The sequence below is a fragment of the Streptomyces sp. NPDC090022 genome (assembly GCF_044748145.1).
In the GTDB taxonomy this organism is placed as follows: domain Bacteria; phylum Actinomycetota; class Actinomycetes; order Streptomycetales; family Streptomycetaceae; genus Streptomyces.
On the sequence record NZ_JBIVFN010000004.1, the window covers coordinates 454,286 to 470,510 of the forward strand.

The 16,225-nt window shown below is 72.0% G+C and carries 11 protein-coding genes; 3 read left to right on the top strand and 8 right to left on the bottom strand.

Annotated elements, in window-relative coordinates:
• Positions 1-2 precede the first annotated feature (2 nt).
• Positions 3-539: a GNAT family N-acetyltransferase gene (locus tag ACIPXB_RS12490; RefSeq protein ID WP_401448035.1), complete on the top strand. Its 537-nt coding sequence runs from the start codon at positions 3-5 to the stop codon at positions 537-539.
• On the opposite strand, the gene pulA is transcribed toward ACIPXB_RS12490, so the two are convergent.
• The 3 genes from pulA to ACIPXB_RS12505 form a co-directional block, all read right to left on the bottom strand.
• On the bottom strand, positions 526-5,937 hold the full coding sequence (gene pulA, locus ACIPXB_RS12495; protein ID WP_401448037.1) for a pullulanase-type alpha-1,6-glucosidase: 5,412 nt from the start codon (positions 5,935-5,937) through the stop codon (positions 526-528). The two genes, ACIPXB_RS12490 and pulA, sit on opposite strands and share 14 nt — an antisense overlap.
• A gap of 98 nt (positions 5,938-6,035) precedes the next feature.
• Positions 6,036-7,751, bottom strand: coding sequence for a carbohydrate-binding module family 20 domain-containing protein (locus ACIPXB_RS12500; RefSeq protein WP_401448040.1), 1,716 nt, complete (start codon positions 7,749-7,751; stop codon positions 6,036-6,038).
• A 143-nt stretch (positions 7,752-7,894) separates the two neighbouring features.
• On the bottom strand, positions 7,895-8,536 hold the full coding sequence (locus tag ACIPXB_RS12505) for a TetR/AcrR family transcriptional regulator (RefSeq protein ID WP_401448042.1): 642 nt from the start codon (positions 8,534-8,536) through the stop codon (positions 7,895-7,897).
• Between the two features lie 84 nt (positions 8,537-8,620).
• On the opposite strand from ACIPXB_RS12505, the gene ACIPXB_RS12510 reads away from it, so the two are divergent.
• Complete coding sequence (locus tag ACIPXB_RS12510; protein ID WP_401448045.1) at positions 8,621-9,358, top strand: SDR family NAD(P)-dependent oxidoreductase; 738 nt, start codon at positions 8,621-8,623, stop codon at positions 9,356-9,358.
• A 15-nt stretch (positions 9,359-9,373) separates the two neighbouring features.
• Here ACIPXB_RS12510 and ACIPXB_RS12515 read toward each other — a convergent pair whose 3' ends face one another.
• Positions 9,374-10,036: a response regulator gene (locus ACIPXB_RS12515; protein WP_401448047.1), complete on the bottom strand. Its 663-nt coding sequence runs from the start codon at positions 10,034-10,036 to the stop codon at positions 9,374-9,376.
• Positions 10,011-11,183 (bottom strand): sensor histidine kinase, encoded by a 1,173-nt coding sequence (locus ACIPXB_RS12520; protein ID WP_401448050.1) that lies wholly within the window; start codon positions 11,181-11,183, stop codon positions 10,011-10,013. The genes ACIPXB_RS12515 and ACIPXB_RS12520 overlap by 26 nt, the downstream gene beginning before the upstream one ends.
• A 175-nt stretch (positions 11,184-11,358) precedes the next feature.
• On the opposite strand from ACIPXB_RS12520, the gene ACIPXB_RS12525 reads away from it, so the two are divergent.
• Complete coding sequence (locus tag ACIPXB_RS12525; RefSeq protein ID WP_401448052.1) at positions 11,359-13,566, top strand: MMPL family transporter; 2,208 nt, start codon at positions 11,359-11,361, stop codon at positions 13,564-13,566.
• Here the strand turns inward: ACIPXB_RS12525 and ACIPXB_RS12530 are convergent.
• The 3 genes from ACIPXB_RS12530 to ACIPXB_RS12540 form a co-directional block, all read right to left on the bottom strand.
• Positions 13,563-14,462, bottom strand: a complete 900-nt coding sequence (locus tag ACIPXB_RS12530) for a GNAT family N-acetyltransferase (RefSeq protein WP_401448054.1) — start codon at positions 14,460-14,462, stop codon at positions 13,563-13,565. The genes ACIPXB_RS12525 and ACIPXB_RS12530 overlap by 4 nt on opposite strands.
• A gap of 113 nt (positions 14,463-14,575) precedes the next feature.
• The gene (locus tag ACIPXB_RS12535) at positions 14,576-15,445 is read right to left on the bottom strand and encodes a helix-turn-helix domain-containing protein (RefSeq protein ID WP_401448056.1); all 870 of its coding nucleotides are present in this window, start codon (positions 15,443-15,445) and stop codon (positions 14,576-14,578) included.
• A 207-nt stretch (positions 15,446-15,652) separates the two neighbouring features.
• The gene (locus tag ACIPXB_RS12540; RefSeq protein WP_401448059.1) at positions 15,653-16,135 is read right to left on the bottom strand and encodes an ATP-binding protein; all 483 of its coding nucleotides are present in this window, start codon (positions 16,133-16,135) and stop codon (positions 15,653-15,655) included.
• Positions 16,136-16,225 lie beyond the last annotated feature (90 nt).

Sequence of the window (16,225 nt, forward strand, 5' to 3'; positions counted from 1 at the left end):
GCGTGATCATTGACGACGGATTGCTGTTCCGGCGGGCCGCGGAGAAGGACGCCGGGACCCTGACGGCCCTGTACGACCAGGCCGCGCGGTGGATGCGGGACACCGGCATCGAGCAGTGGAAGCCCGGGGAGAAGGACGCCGCGCACTTCACGGCGATCATGCGCGAGGGCGAGGTCTGGCTGGCCGGTGATCCCGACGGACGGATCTGCGGGGCGTACGAGCTGTGGTGGTCCGACGAGGACGCCTGGGGCGTACAGCCTCCGGTCGCCGGCTACGTGCACCGGCTGATGGCCGACCGCCGGGTCGCGCCCGCCGGGGCCGGGCGGCGACTGCTCGAACACGCCGAGCGGCGCATCGCCAGGACCGGCCGCGAACGGGCGCGACTGGACTGCGTCTCCTCCAACCCCCGGCTGCTCGCGTACTACCGGAATGCGGGCTACCGGGTGGTCGGGGAGCTGCCCGACAAGCAGGGTGCCGACGGGCGGGTGTACGGGGTGATCCTGCTGGAGAAGCGGCTGGATCAGCTCACCGTCGTGTGAAGACGGCCACCGTACGGGCCGGGACGGTGAAATCGCCCGTCGCGGACTCGTACGACGCCTGCTTGACGGCCGCGTCGGCGCCCTGCGCCTGGACCGGGTGCAGGGCGTAGCCCTGTCCGGCGAGCGCGGGGACGCGCTGGTGCTGGGCGGCGGGCGTGGCGTTGAGGACGACGACGAGGTCCCCCAGGGTCATGGTGATGACGCCGGGGGTCTCCGCCGGGCCCGACAGCGGGAAGGCCAGGGCGCGTTGGACGGCGTCGGCGGTGGTCAGGGAGAACACCGGCTCGCTCGTACGGATCCGCAGCAGGTCCCGGTAGGCGGCCGAGGCGGCCTCGGTCTGCGCGCAGGAGGGGGCCGTGACCCCGGCCAGCAGGGGCTTGGCGTAGACCCACTTGGAGCGGTTGTCGGCGGCCGGGGGCAGACCGCGGCCGAAGCCGTTGCCCTGGCCGTCGCGGCAGTCCCAGTGGATGGCGTTGAACCAGTCGCCGCTGTCGTAGGAGTTGCGGTCCAGCGACTTGGAGCGCAGCCGGTCCGTGCCGGCCTGGGAGAGCGCCGGCCCCTGGGAGAGCGCGGCCGCGGCCATGGCCAGGACCTGCATCCGGGCCCGGTCGGCCGGTGCGGTGGCGGCCGGCAGCTTGTACGTCAGGGCGTCGGCCAGGGTCTCGTTGTCGTGGGCGTCGGCGTAGGCGAGCGCGTCACCGGGCGCGGCGGCGTAACCGGCCGGGCTGCCGTTGTAGTCGACGTCGGAGCCCTTGACGCGGCGGCCGGCGGTGTCGGTGAAGGTGTAGGCGGCGAGGTTGCCGGACAGGCCCACCTTGATCAGGTCCTGGGCGTGCAGGAGCCGGGCCCGCTGCTGTTCGGGGGTGCCGTTCGCGGGTGAGCCGTTGGGCTCGGTGAACAGGCCGGAGGCGAAGCCCTGCACGCGCGGGTCCTCGTCGAAGGGGCCGCCGCCGCGGATCGCGTCGCGGGCCCGGTCGGAGAAGGTCGCGATGCCGGTCCCGGCCATGTTCTTCTGGGTGGCCTGGACGAAGCGGGCGTCGTCGGCGATCTCGCCGAAGTTCCAGCCCTCGCCGTAGAGGACGATCGCCTTGCCGTCGACGCCGTCCTTGGCCACGGTGAGGGCGTCCAGGGCCTGGCGCACGGCCAGGATGTTGGCCTTCGGGTGGTGGCCCATGAGGTCGAAGCGGAAGCCGTCGACCTTGTACTGCTTGGCCCAGGTGACGACCGAGTCGACGACGAGGCGCCCCATCATGGCGTTCTCGGGGGCGGTGTTGGCGCAGCAGGTGGAGGTGGCCACCGAGCCGTCGGCGAGCAGGCGCTGGTAGTAGCCGGGCACGATGCGGTCGAGGACCGACTTGTCCGACTGCCCGGCGGCGACGGTGTGGTTGTAGACGACGTCCATGACGGTGCGCAGCCCGGCGCCGTTGAGGGACTGGACCATCCTGCGGAACTCGACGGTGCGGGCGGTGCCGTTGGGGTCGCTCGCGTAGGAGCCCTCGGGGACGGTGTAGTGCAGCGGGTCGTAGCCCCAGTTGTAGGCGTCCTTGGCGGCCGCGGCGGCCACGCAGGCCTGCTGCTGCTCGGAGTCCGGGGCGTAGACCCCCAGGTCACAGGCCGGTTCGGTGCGGTCGGCGGGGTTCTCGGGGATGGTGCCGATGTCGAAGGCCGGCAGCAGGTGGACGTACGAGGTGCCGGCGGCGGCCAGGTCGCGCAGGTGGCGCATGCCCGCCGAGGAGGTGTCGGTGAAGGCCAGGTACCGGCCGGGGTGGCGGGAGGTGCGGTCGGCGACGGAGAAGTCGCGGACGTGCAGTTCCTGGATCTGGGCGGCGGTGAAGGGGACGGGGGCGGGCTTGCGCAGGTCGCGCCAGCCGGGCGGGGCGAGGTGGGGGTCGGCCAGGTCCACGGCCAGGCTGTGGGTGGAGTCCGTGGTCAGGGCGGTGGAGTAGGGGTCGGTGACGAGGTTGCGGACCACCTGGCGGGTGCTGGGGGCCCAGACGGTGACGGCGTAGCGGTACGGCTTGCCGGTCCAGGAGCGCTCGCCGCGCACCGACCAGACGCCGGTGGTGTCGTCACGGCGCATGGCGACGCTGCGGCCGTCGAGTTCGAGGGTCACCTGCTGGGCGGTGGGGGCCCAGACGGAGAGGGTGGGGCGGCCGTCCTTGAAGACCGGGCCGAGGGCCGCGGTCGTGGCGTACAGGTCGTCGAGGACCCCGGCGAGCTGGACGCCGGTCGCGGCGAGGACGGCGCCGCCTCCGGCGCGGGCGCTCGCAACGAGCTGGCCGCGCAGCGCCTCGCGGACGCGGTCGCGGTCGCGCGGGTCCACGGTGAAGGCGGGGTACGCGGCGAGGTGCGGGAACTTCTGCTTCTGGGCGGCGGTCAGTTCGGAGCGGTTCAGCCGCAGCCACTGCGCCGTACCGGTCAGGGTGCCGTTCTCGGCCTTGACGGCGCCGTCGCGGGAGGCGAGCAGCTGGACGGAGGCGGCCGCCGCGGGGGCGTTCCAGGCGAGGGTGTCGCGGTCGATCCAGACCGCCTGGGACGTGGTGAGGTCCAGGGCGGCGGCGGAGCCGGCGGGCTGGGGAAGGAGGTGCTTGTCCTGGCCGGCGAGCAGCCACACCTCGTGTCCGGCGGCCTTCAGGTCCAGGGACTGGTCGGAGGGGAGGTCCTTCTCGTCGCCCTTGTGGAGGATGTAGCCGAGGCTGGTGGCGCCGGGGGCGAGGGGGACCTCGTAGACGGCGCCGTAGGCGTCGAAGCGGGCGGGGAGCAGGGGCTTGGACCAGTCGGTGGGGGTGGCGGCGCCGGTCCACACGTGCAGGCCCCAGCCGTCGTACGCGCCGTCGGCGCGGCGGTGGTGGAGGACGGCCTTGGAGGTGTCCTGCGGCGGGTACGCGGGGCGGTCGGTACGGGCCGGCTCCTGGCCCTGCTCCAGCCAGATCTCGCCGGTCCTGGTCACGTCGATGGTGCGGTCGGCGGCGACGTCCTTGTTGCCGTCCTTGTCGATGACGAGGTAGCCGACGGAGCTCGCGCCGGGCTTGAGACGTACGTACGCGAAGGCGCCGTACGCGTCGCGGCCGACGAAGTCGTGGCCGGCCGGCCATGGCGTGACCTCGCCCTCGGCGATGTCCCCCCAGGCGTACAGCCGCCAGTTGGTGTAGTCGCCGTCGGGGCGGTGGTAGTGGACGACCGCGTAGTCGCGCTGGGTGGCGGTGGGCACCTCGGCGGGCGGCACCTGGCCGGCGACGGAGGCGGCCTGCGCGCCGGCGGTGCGGCCGGAGGCGTCGACGACGACCGCCTTGTAGCGCAGGGCCGTGCCCTGCGGGGCGGTGATGTGGTGGGTGACCTTGTACGGGGCGTGGTCGGCGGAGCCGAGGACCTGCCACTTCTCGTTGCCGGTCCGGGCGGCGAAGACGACCCGGTTCAGGCCGCCGCCGGTGACGTCGGCGGACAGCTCGACGGTGCCGGTGGCGCCGGGGGCCGGGGGCGTGAGGGTGATCGCGGGCCTGGTGGCGGGGGCGGGGAGGGGCGCGGTGCCCTGGAGGACGACCGAGCCGAGGGCGGGGACGGAGACGGTGACCTTGCCGGCGGAGGAGGCCCAGACGGTGGTGGTGCCCCCGCCGCCGTACAGGACGTGGTAGGCGGCTCCGGCCGGGGCGTCGAGCTCGACGGTGCGGGCGGCGGTGGCGTTGTTGGCGGCGACCAGGTACTCGGTGCGGGACTTGGCGTCGGTGCGGGCGAAGGCGTAGACGGAGCCGTCGGCGAGGCGCTCGCTCTGGATGCCGTCGCGCAGGGCCGGGTGGGCCTTGGTCAGCTTCGAGAGAGCACTGATCTGCTGGTAGAGCGGGTGTCCCGGATCGTAAGCATCGCTCGCGTGGGTGCGCGCTGTTCCGAGCTGGTCGTCGTCGAGGTAGTCGGCGGTCCTGGAGGCGAACAGCGACTGGCGGGCGTCCTTGTCGCCGCCGGCGCCGGTGAAGCCCTGCTCGTCGCCGTAGTAGACGACGGGGTTGCCACGGCTGAAGAACATCAGTTCATTCGCCAGCCGGTAGCGGTCCAATAGCTCCTGCTCGCCCGCGCCCGCCCGGTCCTGCTTGAGGAAGGCCCCGAAGCGGCCCATGTCGTGGTTGCCGAGGAAGGTCACCTGCTCGTAGGCGTTGGCCTTGTCGGTGGTGTACCGGTAGTCGTCACCGAGCACCCCGGCCAGCCGGGCCGCGCCGGCGCCCTGGGAGGCGTACGCGCGGATGGCGTCCTGGAGCGGGAAGTCGAGGGTGGCGTCGAGCCGTCCGCGCGTGACGTACGGGGAGGTGACGGCGGTGTCGGCGGAGTAGACCTCGCCGAACATGAAGAAGTCCGGCCGGCCGCGCTTCGCTGCGTACGCGTCGAGGGCGGTGGCCCACTGGGTCCAGAACTCGGTGTTGACGTGCTTGACGGTGTCGATGCGGAATCCGTCGATCTTGAAGTCGCGGACCCACTTCTCGTAGATCTTCTCCATGCCGCTGACCACCTCGGGACGCTCGGTCCACAGGTCGTCGAGGCCGAAGAAGTCGCCCTGGCCGCTGGATTCGCCCGCGAAGGTGGAGTCGCCGCGGTTGTGGTACATCTGCGGGTCGTTGAGCCAGGCCGGCACCTTCAGGTTCTTCTTGGCCGGGGGCACGACGGGGGTACGGGGGAAGGAGTCCCGGTCGGTGGCGGGGAACTTCTTCTTCCCGTCGGCGTACTGGGCGTCGTCGAAGGGCACCCCGTCCTTGGTCAGATAGGGGAACGCCCCCTTGGACAGGTAGGAGTAGGACTTCTCCTCGTAGTCGACGACGTCGGCGGTGTGGTTGGTGATGACGTCGAAGAAGACCTTCATGCCCTTGGAGTGGGCCTTGTCGATCAGCTTCTCCAGGTCGGCGTTGCTGCCGAAGTGCGGATCGACCTGGGTGAAGTCGGTGATCCAGTAGCCGTGGTACCCGGCGGAGACGTCCTCGCCCTTGCCCTGCACCGGCTGGTTCTTGAAGATCGGCGCCATCCAGATGGCGGTGGTGCCCAGGCCCTTGATGTAGTCGAGCCGGTCGGTCAGCCCCTTGAGGTCACCGCCCTGGTAGAAGCCCTTGTCGGCCGGGTCCAGGCCGGTCTCCAGCCGGGTGCCGGTCAGCCCGCCCCGGTCGTTGCGCGGGTCGCCGTTGGCGAACCGGTCCGGCAGTACGAAGTAGAACTGCTCCCGGGTCAGGTCGTGACGGGCGGGCTCGGCGGCCAGTTTCGCGTCCGAGGGCGGGGCGGGCGGCCGGGCGGCGGCGCCGGCGGCCGCGGCGGGCAGCGCGGGCACGAGCGTCACCGCCAGGGCGGCGGCGGCCACGCCCGCGGCGGTGCGCAGGGCTGGGCGTATCACGGCAGGACTCCTTGCACTGGGCTGATCAGGGATCATCTGGGCTGATCTGGACTGCTCTGGGCAGGAAAAAGGGCCGCAGCCGGGCGGTGGCGGGTTCTTGGGTGCCCGGCGGCGGCCCTCGTCAGGGGGCGCGGTCAGCTGCGCCAGGTGTCGGTCAGGGTGACCCGGCCGTTCGCGGGCACGGTGGCGGTGCGGTTGGCGCCGCTCTCCCAGGTGACGTTGCCGGCGGCGTCCTTGCGGACGTACTTGTACTGGAACGCCGTACCGGCCGGCAGGTTCACGTCGAGCTTCCAGACCGGGTAGGCGGCCGGGTCCAGCTTCAGGGCGGCGCCGGTGTTCCAGCCGCCGAGCGCGGCGTGGTCGCCGGTGACGTGGATGTTCTGGCCGGGCACGGTGGTGGCGGTGACCCCGAAGGCGGCACCGGTACCGGCCGACGGCGGGGTGCCGCAGGAGCGGGCGCCCGCGTGCAGGGCGAGGGCGGTGCCGGGGGCGACGGTGGCGGTGAACTGGCCGGAGCCGTTCACGCCGACGGTGCGGCCGCTCTGCACGTCGCAGTAGTCCCCGGCGGGCAGGGAGGTCTGGAAGGTACGGGTGAGGGCCGCGCCCTCGTGGTTGATCGCGACGTACGCCTTGGTGCCGCGCCCGAAGGCGATCTGGTCGGCGCCGTTGTCCCACCAGTTCGTGACGCCCTGACCGCGGGACACGTTCCGGAAGGCCACCATCGAGGAGATCTCGCGCCAGGCGTGCTGGCACTTCCAGCCGTCGGTGTAACAGGCGTTCACCGCGCCACCGTTGGGCGGACCGGCGTCCTTGTTGCTCCACTCGTAACCCGAGTGGACGTCGGGCGAGCCGTAGGGCCAGGCCAGCATGAAGACGCCGGCGAGGGTGTAGGCGGAGCCGGACTTGTAGCTGAGGGTGTCACCGACGCGCTCGGTGTCGTGGTTGTCGACGAACACCCCGGCCTTGCCCGAAGCCATGTACCCCCACCCCTCCCCGAAATTCTTGAGGTAGGCGAGGTTCTCGCCCTCGAAGACCCGCTTGAGGTCGCGGGCGTACCGGAACTCCTGCACGTCACCGCTGCCGAGGTATTCGGCGGGGTCCACGGCTTCCCCGGCGCCGTGGATGGCCTCCTGCTTCCAGTAGGCGTCGGGCTTGGTCAGGCGGGACTTGATGTTGGCGAGGTCGGCGGCCGGCATGTGCTTGGCGGCGTCGATCCGGAAGCCGTCGACGCCCAGCGACAGCAGGTCGTTGAGGTACCCGGCGATGCGCCCGCGGACGTACTCCTCGCCGGTGTCGAGGTCGGCGAGCTGGACGAGCTCGCAGTGCTGGACGTTGACGCGGTCCCGGTAGTTGGTGATCTCGGCCCGGCAGTCGTCCATGTCGGCGCCGGAGTAGATGCCGGGGTAGCCGTACTTCGTGTAAGAGGACCCGCCGGTCCCGACCCCGTCACCGGCGGCCATGTGGTTGATGACGGAGTCGACGACGACCTTCACCCCGGCGGAGTGGCAGGCGTTGACCATGTTCGTGAACGCGGTGCGGTCACCGAGCCGCCCGGCGATCTTGTAGCTGACGGGCTGGTACGAGGTCCACCACTGGCCGCCCTGGATGTGCTCCTGGGGCGGGGACACCTGGACGTACCCGTACCCGGCGGGCCCGAGGGTGTCGGTGCACGCCTTGGCGACGGAGTCGAAGCGCCACTCGAAGAGGACGGCGGTGGCGTCCTTCTCGCCCGGCGGGACCGCGAGGGCGGGCCCGGTGGCCGTCGCGGTGGCGGACACCGTCGCGGCGACGAGGGTCGCGGCCGCGACCAGGGCTCTGGCACTGCGACGGGCGGGGCGGGTGGGTCGCATGGGGGCTCCTCCTGGCGGAGAGGTGGGGATGGTGGCGACCGTAGGGGCGCACCCCAAGGTGTTGCAAGACCTTGCGCAAGAGATTGCAGAATTGTTTCCTGACGGTGTTGCACGACCTGTACCGCCCTGGTGATGGCGCCGGGTCAGTTCTCGCGGGCCGGACCGCGTCCGGCCCGGCCGCCTTTCCGCACCTCGGGCACGGGCAGGACCGCCAGGGCGGTGTCTGCGATGTTCCGCAGCGTCTCCGGGGCCAGGCCGGCCTTGCCGACCGCCTCGATGCCGCGGACCACCGTCAGCAGCAGGGCCGCCAGCCGCTCCGGGTCCGCCGCGCTGTCGATGTCGCCGTGGCGCTGGGCGGCGCTGATCTCCGTCCGCAGCAGGGTCAGCAGTGCCGTCATGGTCTCGGCCGATCGTGCGGCGACCGTCGGGTCGCACTGGGACAGTTCCGCCGCGCCCTTGGCCAGCAGGCATCCTCGGCGCTCGGTGTCGGAGGCCGCGTTCTCCGCCATCAGGTGCACGTATCCCGACAGGCGGGTCAGGGCCTCGGCGTCCGGGCCACCTGCCAGCTCTCCTTCGGCCACCTCGACGACCGCGGTGCACCAGTCGCCGAACACGCGGTGGAACAGCTTGCCCTTGTCGCCGAAGGCGCCGTACAGGCTGCCCTTGCCCAGGCCGGTCGCCCGGGCGATGTCGTCCATCCTCGTTCCCGCATAGCCGGTCGCCCAGAACTGTTCCCGGGCCTGCTCCAGGACGTGGCGTTCGTCGAATGCGCGTGGTCTCGGCATGGTTCCAGGCTAGCCATTCTTGACTCGATCGTCCATTACTGCCAACGTTATGGACGATCCGTTCCATAACCGAAGGGGTTCAACATGCCAGGCGTGCTGCAGGACAAGGTGGCCGTGATCACCGGGGGGACCAGCGGGATCGGGCTGGCCATCGCCCACCGCTTCGTCCGGGAGGGCGCACGGGTCTTCGTGACCGGCCGGAACGTCGACCGCCTCGAAGCGGCCGTCGAGGAGCTGGGCCCTGCCGCCACCGGCGTACGATCCGACGTCTCCGTCCTGGCCGACCTGGACACGCTCTACGCGCGCGTCCGCGAGGAGGCCGGACGCATCGACGTACTGGTGGCCAACGCGGGAATCGTCGCGGACGCGGCGCTCGGCGCCCACACCGAGGCGAACGTCGACCTGACGCTCGCCGTCAACGTCAAGGGCCCCCTGTTCACCGTGCAGAAGGCGCTCCCCCTGCTGGCGGAGAACGCCTCCCTCCTGGTCGTCGGCTCGAGCAACAGCGTGCGCCCCAACGAGCATCTGGAGGTCTACAGCGCCTCGAAGGCGGCGGTGAGCAACCTCGTGCACAACTGGGCCCGGCAGTCGCGGGAGCGCCGGTTCCGGGTCAACGTGCTCAGCCCGGGCCCCACGCGGACCCCTGGCCTGCTGGGCGCCGCGGGGCCGGACGCCGACCGGTTCGCCGAGGCCGTCGTGCCGCTGGGGCGGCTGGCAGACGCCGAGGAGATCGCCGAGGCCGCCCTCTTCCTGGCATCGGACGCCTCGTCGTTCGTCACCGGCGCCGAACTCTTCGCCGACGGCGGCTACACCCGGGCCTGAACGGCGCCACCCGGCTCAGGTTCCGGGGAGGATACGGCGCGTTTCGTAGGCCCACATCGCGATCTCGACCCGGTTGCGGGCGCCGAGTTTGGCCATCAGGCTGGCCAGATGCGTCTTCACCGTGCTGAGGCTGATGTGCAGCGCATCGGCGATCTCGGTGTTGGTCAGCCCGCGGGCGACGGCGAGGAGCACCTGCTCCTCGCGGGCGGTGACGGGGGAGACCGGCTGGGCCACGGGTCGGCCGGCGGGCAGGTCCGCGAACGCCTGGAGCAGACGGACGGTGACGCTGGGCGCGATGAGCGCCTCACCGTCGGACGCCGACCGCACGGCCTGCGCCAGAAGGTCCGGTCCCGTGTCCTTGAGGAGGAATCCGCGGGCGCCGGCCCGCAGTGAGCCGTAGACGTACTCGTCGAGGTCGAACGTGGTGATGACGACCACGGCCAGCGGGTCGGCGACGCCCGGGCCGGCGAGCAGCCGGGTGGCCTCGAGCCCGTCGAGTACGGGCATGCGGATGTCGAACAGGCAGACGTCGGGGCGTAGTTCGCGGGCCAGACGGACCGCTTCCCGCCCGTCGGCGGCCTCGCCGACCACCTCGATGCCGGGCTGGGCGTTCAGTATGATCCGCAACCCGGTGCGGATGATCGTCTGGTCGTCAGCGACGAGGACGCGAATGGACACCGCTCTCGCTCCTCGCTCTCGGCAGTTCGGCTTCGACATGCCAGCCCCGGTCGGTACCCGGGCCGGCTCGTAGTGTGCCGCCGAGCAGGGTCGCGCGCTCGCGCAGTCCGGTCAGTCCGTATCCGTCGCGACCCCGGCCGGTGCGCCGGCCGTTGTCGCGCACGCTCACCCGCACCGTGTTCCGTTCAGCGGCGACCCGGACGACGAGCTCGGTCGCGTCGGCCGCATGGCGCAGCGCGTTGGTCACCGACTCCTGCACGATCCGGTAGACGGCCGCGTCCACGGCCGGGGGCAGCGCGTCCAGTTCGCCGTCGAGCTCCAGGTCGACCCTGAGGCGACCACCCGGGGTGCGCGCCAGGCGCTCCAGATCCGCGACTCCGGCAGGGGGCGCCAGCTCGGCGCCGGCCCCGCGGTCGCGCAGCGTGGCGACCATGGCGCGCATTTCCTCCAGCGTGCGCGCCCCTTCCTCCTCGACCCCCTCCAGCGCCTCGACGGCGGCGGACGGGTCGGTGCCCGCGAGCACCCGGCCCGCCTGGGCGATGATCACCATGGCCGACACGTGGTGGGCCACCGTGTCGTGCAGTTCCCGGGCGAGCTGCTCGCGCTCGCGGGAGCGCAACTGCTCCAACTGCCGCTCGCGGGCGGTCACCCGGAACCGCACGGCAGCCCCGACCACGCCGGGCAGCAGCAGGAAGACGATGCCCACGACCTTTTCGACGACCGGGGTCTCGTCCATGACGACACACAGCGTGCCGGCCGCGAGGATCACCGCGCCGCCGAGCACGATCTCGCGTCCCGATCCCCACCGGGGCAGCGCGTACACCAGCACGAGCACGACCGCGCCGGTGTACAGGCCGACGGGCTCGCGCGGTGCGGCGACGAGCGAGGCCACTTCGAGCAGGACCACCGAGCCGAACGCCAGCCCGACCATCGCCAGCGGGCGGGTCCGGCGCCACAAGGGCAGCAGGCACAGCCATACGGCGAACACCACCGCCACCGGCCGCCACACGACGTTCTCGCGCAGCGCGGCCTCCAGCACCACACCGCCCAGGCCCACGGCGAGCAGCGCCCAGTCCCGCCACACCCGGGCGGGCGCGTCGGGCGGCCGGGGTTCGGTCCACAGGGCTCGCAGGTCGTCTCGTAGCACGGTTCTCAGCCTAGGCACCGCGCCGTGCCGCGCATCGGCCGAAAGGACGGGTCGTCACTCCGCCCCGGGGCCGACGGATCCGCGGCCCGCGAGCCGATGCCGCGGAGCCCCGTGGCGGCGAGCCTCGGCATCGGCGGCCGTACCACGACGGCCGACGTAGTGGTCGGAGGACCCGATGCTCTCGAAAGCCCTGTTCCGCCTGGGCGCAAGCGCCGCCCGCCATCCCTGGCGGGTGATCGCGGCATGGCTGGTCGCCGCCACGCTCGCCGTCCTCGCCGCGATCGCCTTCGGCGGGCGTACCGCGGACTCGATGACCGCTCCGGGGCTGGACTCCGGGCGGGCCGCGGAACTGGTCGAGCGGGCCGGCACCGGCCAGGAGGGGATGACCGCCCAAGTGGTCGTCACCCCCCTCGACGGCGGTGCGACGTTCTTCGACGACGGCAGCGCGCGCACCGCTCTCACGCGGTTGCAGACCGAGGTGGAGCGGCTGCCGCACGTGCTCGGCACGAGCGACCCGGCGGGGGCACTCGACGTACGCCGGGACACCGCCGTGCGCGCCGGCCTCGTCTCGGCCGACGGGCGGATCGCGGTCGTCCGGGTGCAGTATCCCGACCAGAGCCGGCTGTCGGCCGAGGACCTCGACGCCCTCGTCGATCTCGGCGACCGGCTGCGCGCCGAGCTACCGCTGCGCATCGAGATGGGCGGGAGCCTCTTCTACGCCTTCTCCGACCCCGACGGCGGCGCGAGCGAGCTGATCGGCCTCCTCGCCGCGGCCGCGATCCTGTTCCTGGCGTTCGGTTCGCTCGTCGCCGCCGCGCTGCCGATCGGCATGGCGGTCTTCGGGCTGACCATCGGAGTCGCCACGATGACGGTACTGGCGGGGGTGACGGAGGTCCCCACCTTCGCGCCGGTCCTGGGCAGTATGGTCGGGCTCGGAGTGGGCATCGACTACGCGCTGTTCGTGCTCGCCAGGCACCGGGAGTACCTCGCGCGCGGGCTCGATCCCCACGAGGCGGCGGGGCGAGCGGTGGCCACGGCGGGGCGGCCGGTGGTCTTCGCCGGCGGCGTCGTCGTCGTGTCGATCCTCGGCCTGGCGGTCGCGAACGTGCCGTTCATGACGGTGGGCGGGCTCGCCGTCTCGATCGTCGTCCTGACGATGGTGCTCGCGTCGGTGACGCTGCTGCCGGCCTTCCTCGGCGCGGCGGGCCCACGCCTGGCCCGGGCCGGCCGGATCGGCCGGGCTCTGCAGACCAGGAAGCCGGGCCGACTCGCACGACGGCGGGACCCGGCGGCAGGCGCCGCCCACGCCGCGGGGTGGCGCCGCTGGATCGGGCACGTCAGCCGGCACCCGGTGCCGTACGCGGTCGGCGCGGCGGGGCTGCTGCTGACCGCGACGCTGCCCGTGCTCGGCCTGCGCGTCGGCCTGCCCGACGACGGCTCACTGCCCCACAGCCGTACCGAGCGCCGGGCCTACGACCTCGTCGCCGAGGGGTTCGGCCCGGGCACCAACGGTCCCCTCGTCATCGCCGCGGACCCCACCGGTGATCCGGACGTGCTGGACCGACTCGTCGGGGCGGTCGCGGCGGATCCGGGCATCGCATCCGTCGCGCCGACGCACATCGACCGGGCCACCGGCATCGCGACCCTCGTGGTGTTCCCGACCACCAGCCCGCAGGACAAGGCCACGGCCGACACCATCGCCCGGCTGCGCACCGACGTGCTGCCCACGGCGATCGGGCACGGCCCGGCCAGGGCCCACGTCGGCGGCGCCGCCGCGAGCCTGTCCGATGTGGGCCAGCGCACCAGCCAGCGCCTGCCGGTGTTCGTCGCCGCCGTGCTGGCGATGTCGTTCCTGCTGCTGGTGCCGGTCTTCCGCTCGATACTCGTACCGCTCAAGGCGGTACTGCTGAACCTGCTGAGCATCGGCGCGGCCTACGGCATCATGGTCGCGGTCTTCCAGTGGGGCTGGGGAGGCGCACTCATCGGGCTGGAAGCGACGGTTCCGATCGTGTCGTTCATCCCGATGTTCCTCTTCGCCATCCTGTTCGGCCTGTCGATGGACTACGAGGTGTTCCTCCTCTCCCGCGTACGCGAGGAGTACCTGCGCACCGGCGACAACGGCACGGCGATCGTCGAGGGCGTCTCGCGCACCGCCCGGATCATCACCTCGGCCGCCCTCATCATGGTGGCGGTCTTCCTGTCCTTCGCCGTCGCCGACGACCCCTCCACCAAGATGTTCGGGCTCGGCCTGGCCACCGCGATCTTCATCGACGCCACGGTCGTACGCATGGTGCTGGTACCGGCGACCATGACACTCCTCGGCCGGACCAACTGGTGGCTGCCGAGGTGGCTGGACCGGATGCTTCCCCGCGGCCGCCCCTAGGCCGCCGGGCCCGCCGGGTGGAAGTTGATGCGTTCACTGACGACGGGGAAGCCGGCCTTGGCGAAGTTCGCGGCCATGGGGAAGTTGCCCTGGTCCGTCGCCCCGCTGATGGACTCCGCGCCCTGCTCGACGAGGAAGTGGGTGCACTCCGCGAGGAGGTCGTAGGCGTAGCCGCGGCCTCGCTGCTCCGGGACGACCCCGATGAAGCCGATGGTCGGGCCCGAGGGGTTGTGCGCCGGGATGTGGATGCCGGCGAGGTCGCCCTCCGGCGTGTGTGCGAGCTGCCACCACTCCCGTGGGGAGGGACACCAGTGGAAGAAGTCGAGTTCCTCCTGGGCGGCCTGGTCGAGGCCGCCCTCCTCGATGGCCCTGAGCGCGTGGGCGTCCAGGGTGACGGAGTGGATGCGGCGCAGCGCGTCGAGGAACACGGTGTCGTCGGGTTCGGCGCTGAAGCGCAGGCGTCCGGGCCGCTCGGGCAGCCCTCGCTCCGGGGTCCAGCGGTACAGGAAGCGTTCCACCAGGAGTTCGTACCCCGCGGCTCGTGCGGCGGCGAAGCGCGCCTCACCGGCGGCGCGCAGGTCGGTCTCCTCCCGCCAGCCGCCGGGCAGGTTGATCTCCAGTTCGACCTGCCAGGGAGCGGAGCGCAGGAGTTCGGCCCCGGCCTCCTCCTCGCCCTCGGCCACGTCGAACCAGTTGATGTTGACGGGCTCCGAGTCGTCGGGGCCGCCCCACCACGCGCCGCGTGCGACGACCTCGCCGTCCCGCAGGGCGACGCGCTTCCAGTCGGGGCGGAACCGGGTACGCCGATGACCTTCACGGGCGCCCAGGGGGTCGGGGTGTGCGTCGAAGAGATGTGCGTCGCTCGCGGACAGCGCGCGGATGACCGTATCGGTCATGAATTCCTCCGGGATACAGACTGCTTGGAGCGCTCCCGGTCAGGTCACACGGTACGTGATCTTCGTGCGGGCCGTCCACGGATTTCCGCGCCGCTACGGACGGCCCACGCCGCTCATGCCACGGCCGAGTCGCCCGGGGCGCAGTCGTGGCAGTGGCCGGGGCGTGGGGCGCGGAAGGCGCGTCCGCAGTCCTCGCAGTTCACGAACGGGTGAATCACCCGGTCCGCCGGCGGCCTCGCCTCCGGTGCTGGTGGCGGCAGGAGCCGGGCCGGGATCATCTCCCGCAGCCGGTACGCCAGCAGGGCGGCGGGCGCGCGGATGGGGACCACGGGCAGGTTCCCGGCCAGCACGCTGCCGACGACGGACGGCCTGATCCCCCGCTCCAGCCACGCCGCCACGGCGGGCGCGAGCCGGTTCACGTCCCGCTCCGAGAGCAGCAGACGCGGATCCCGCAGCCGCAGCCGGGTCAGTACGCCCTTTGCGGCGTCGAGTGTTTCGGGCGCGACTGGGGCAACGGGCTCGGGTGGTTCCGCCTCTGCGGCTGCCTCTTCGGCGGGCTCTGGCGCGGGGTCCGGAGTGGGTGGCTCCGGGACCGGCGGCGGCTCCGGCGGGGTCGGATCGTCGTCGTCCTCGGTGGGGGCCATGGCCGCAGGAACGTTGTAGGACACGACGTGGCTGACGACCGTGCCCGCCGCCGTCCGCTCCGAGTAGCGGGCCAGATAGCCGTGCTCCTCCAGCTCCTTGAGCGCGGCAGCGATCCGTACCTCGCCCTCCGGGAACCGCTCGGCCAGCGACTTGATCGTCACCTTCGTGCCCGCTGGCAGCGACTGGATGTGCGTCGAGAGCCCGATCGCGGTGATGCTCAGCTCGCGGTGCTGGGCGAGCAGGTTGCTGATCTTGACGTATCGGCCACGCAGGACACGGTTGTTGTGCCGGATGCCGTACGCGGCGCGCCTGGGCGCGCTAAGGTGCTGGTCAGCCATAGGGAAGGTCTTGCTTCCTCTGCGGCGAGGCCCTCGCTCGGGATGCCAGTCCCGTACGAGGGCCGTTCGCATGTCTGGGGTGTTGTCGGAATCGAGCCTGCACCCTCAATTGGCTTTTGCGCCAGCCCGGTTCCTCCTTTTCACCCGAGTGAGTGACGGAGGGGAGGGGGGAGGTTGGTAAGGTCATTTCCCCCGGTTATTTAGTCCTTATGCGTCGTGCCCGACCGAGACGCGGCCGACCGGGTCGCGGAAACCTCGATCCGGTGAAATGGGACACGGCAGGTCGATTTCCACCCACACGGTTTTGAGAGGTGGAAGACCCTTGTCCGTTCCCCACCGTGAGGCCAGCGCCGAGACGAGGAACAGGCCTCGACCCGACTCCCCCTCCAAGGGCGGGATTTTGGCGCTTTCGGGCGGGAGGGCGTCGGACCGGGTATCGGTCACCTCGATACGGAGCGTAGGGCCGGGGCGCGTCGCCAGCGCGAGGCGAAAGCCTCGGCCGCGTACTTTCCCATGTGACACAGCATTGGCGGCGAGCTCCGCGACGATCTGCGCGACGTCGGCGAACGGGAGCTCTTGCCTGGCCAGTTGGGCCACGGCCAGCTCTCGGGCGAGGCGGGCGCCGCGCGGAGTGGCGGGCAGCGTGGCGACGAAGGAGATTTCCTGATTCACGTCACTCAGCGTCGCCATCCATGCGTAACCTGAAAAGAGCCCGGGGCCCTGTGTACGGCCCTTGTCCAGGGCGGCCTCGCCCTGTCCCGCCGGTCCCTATGCGGAGGT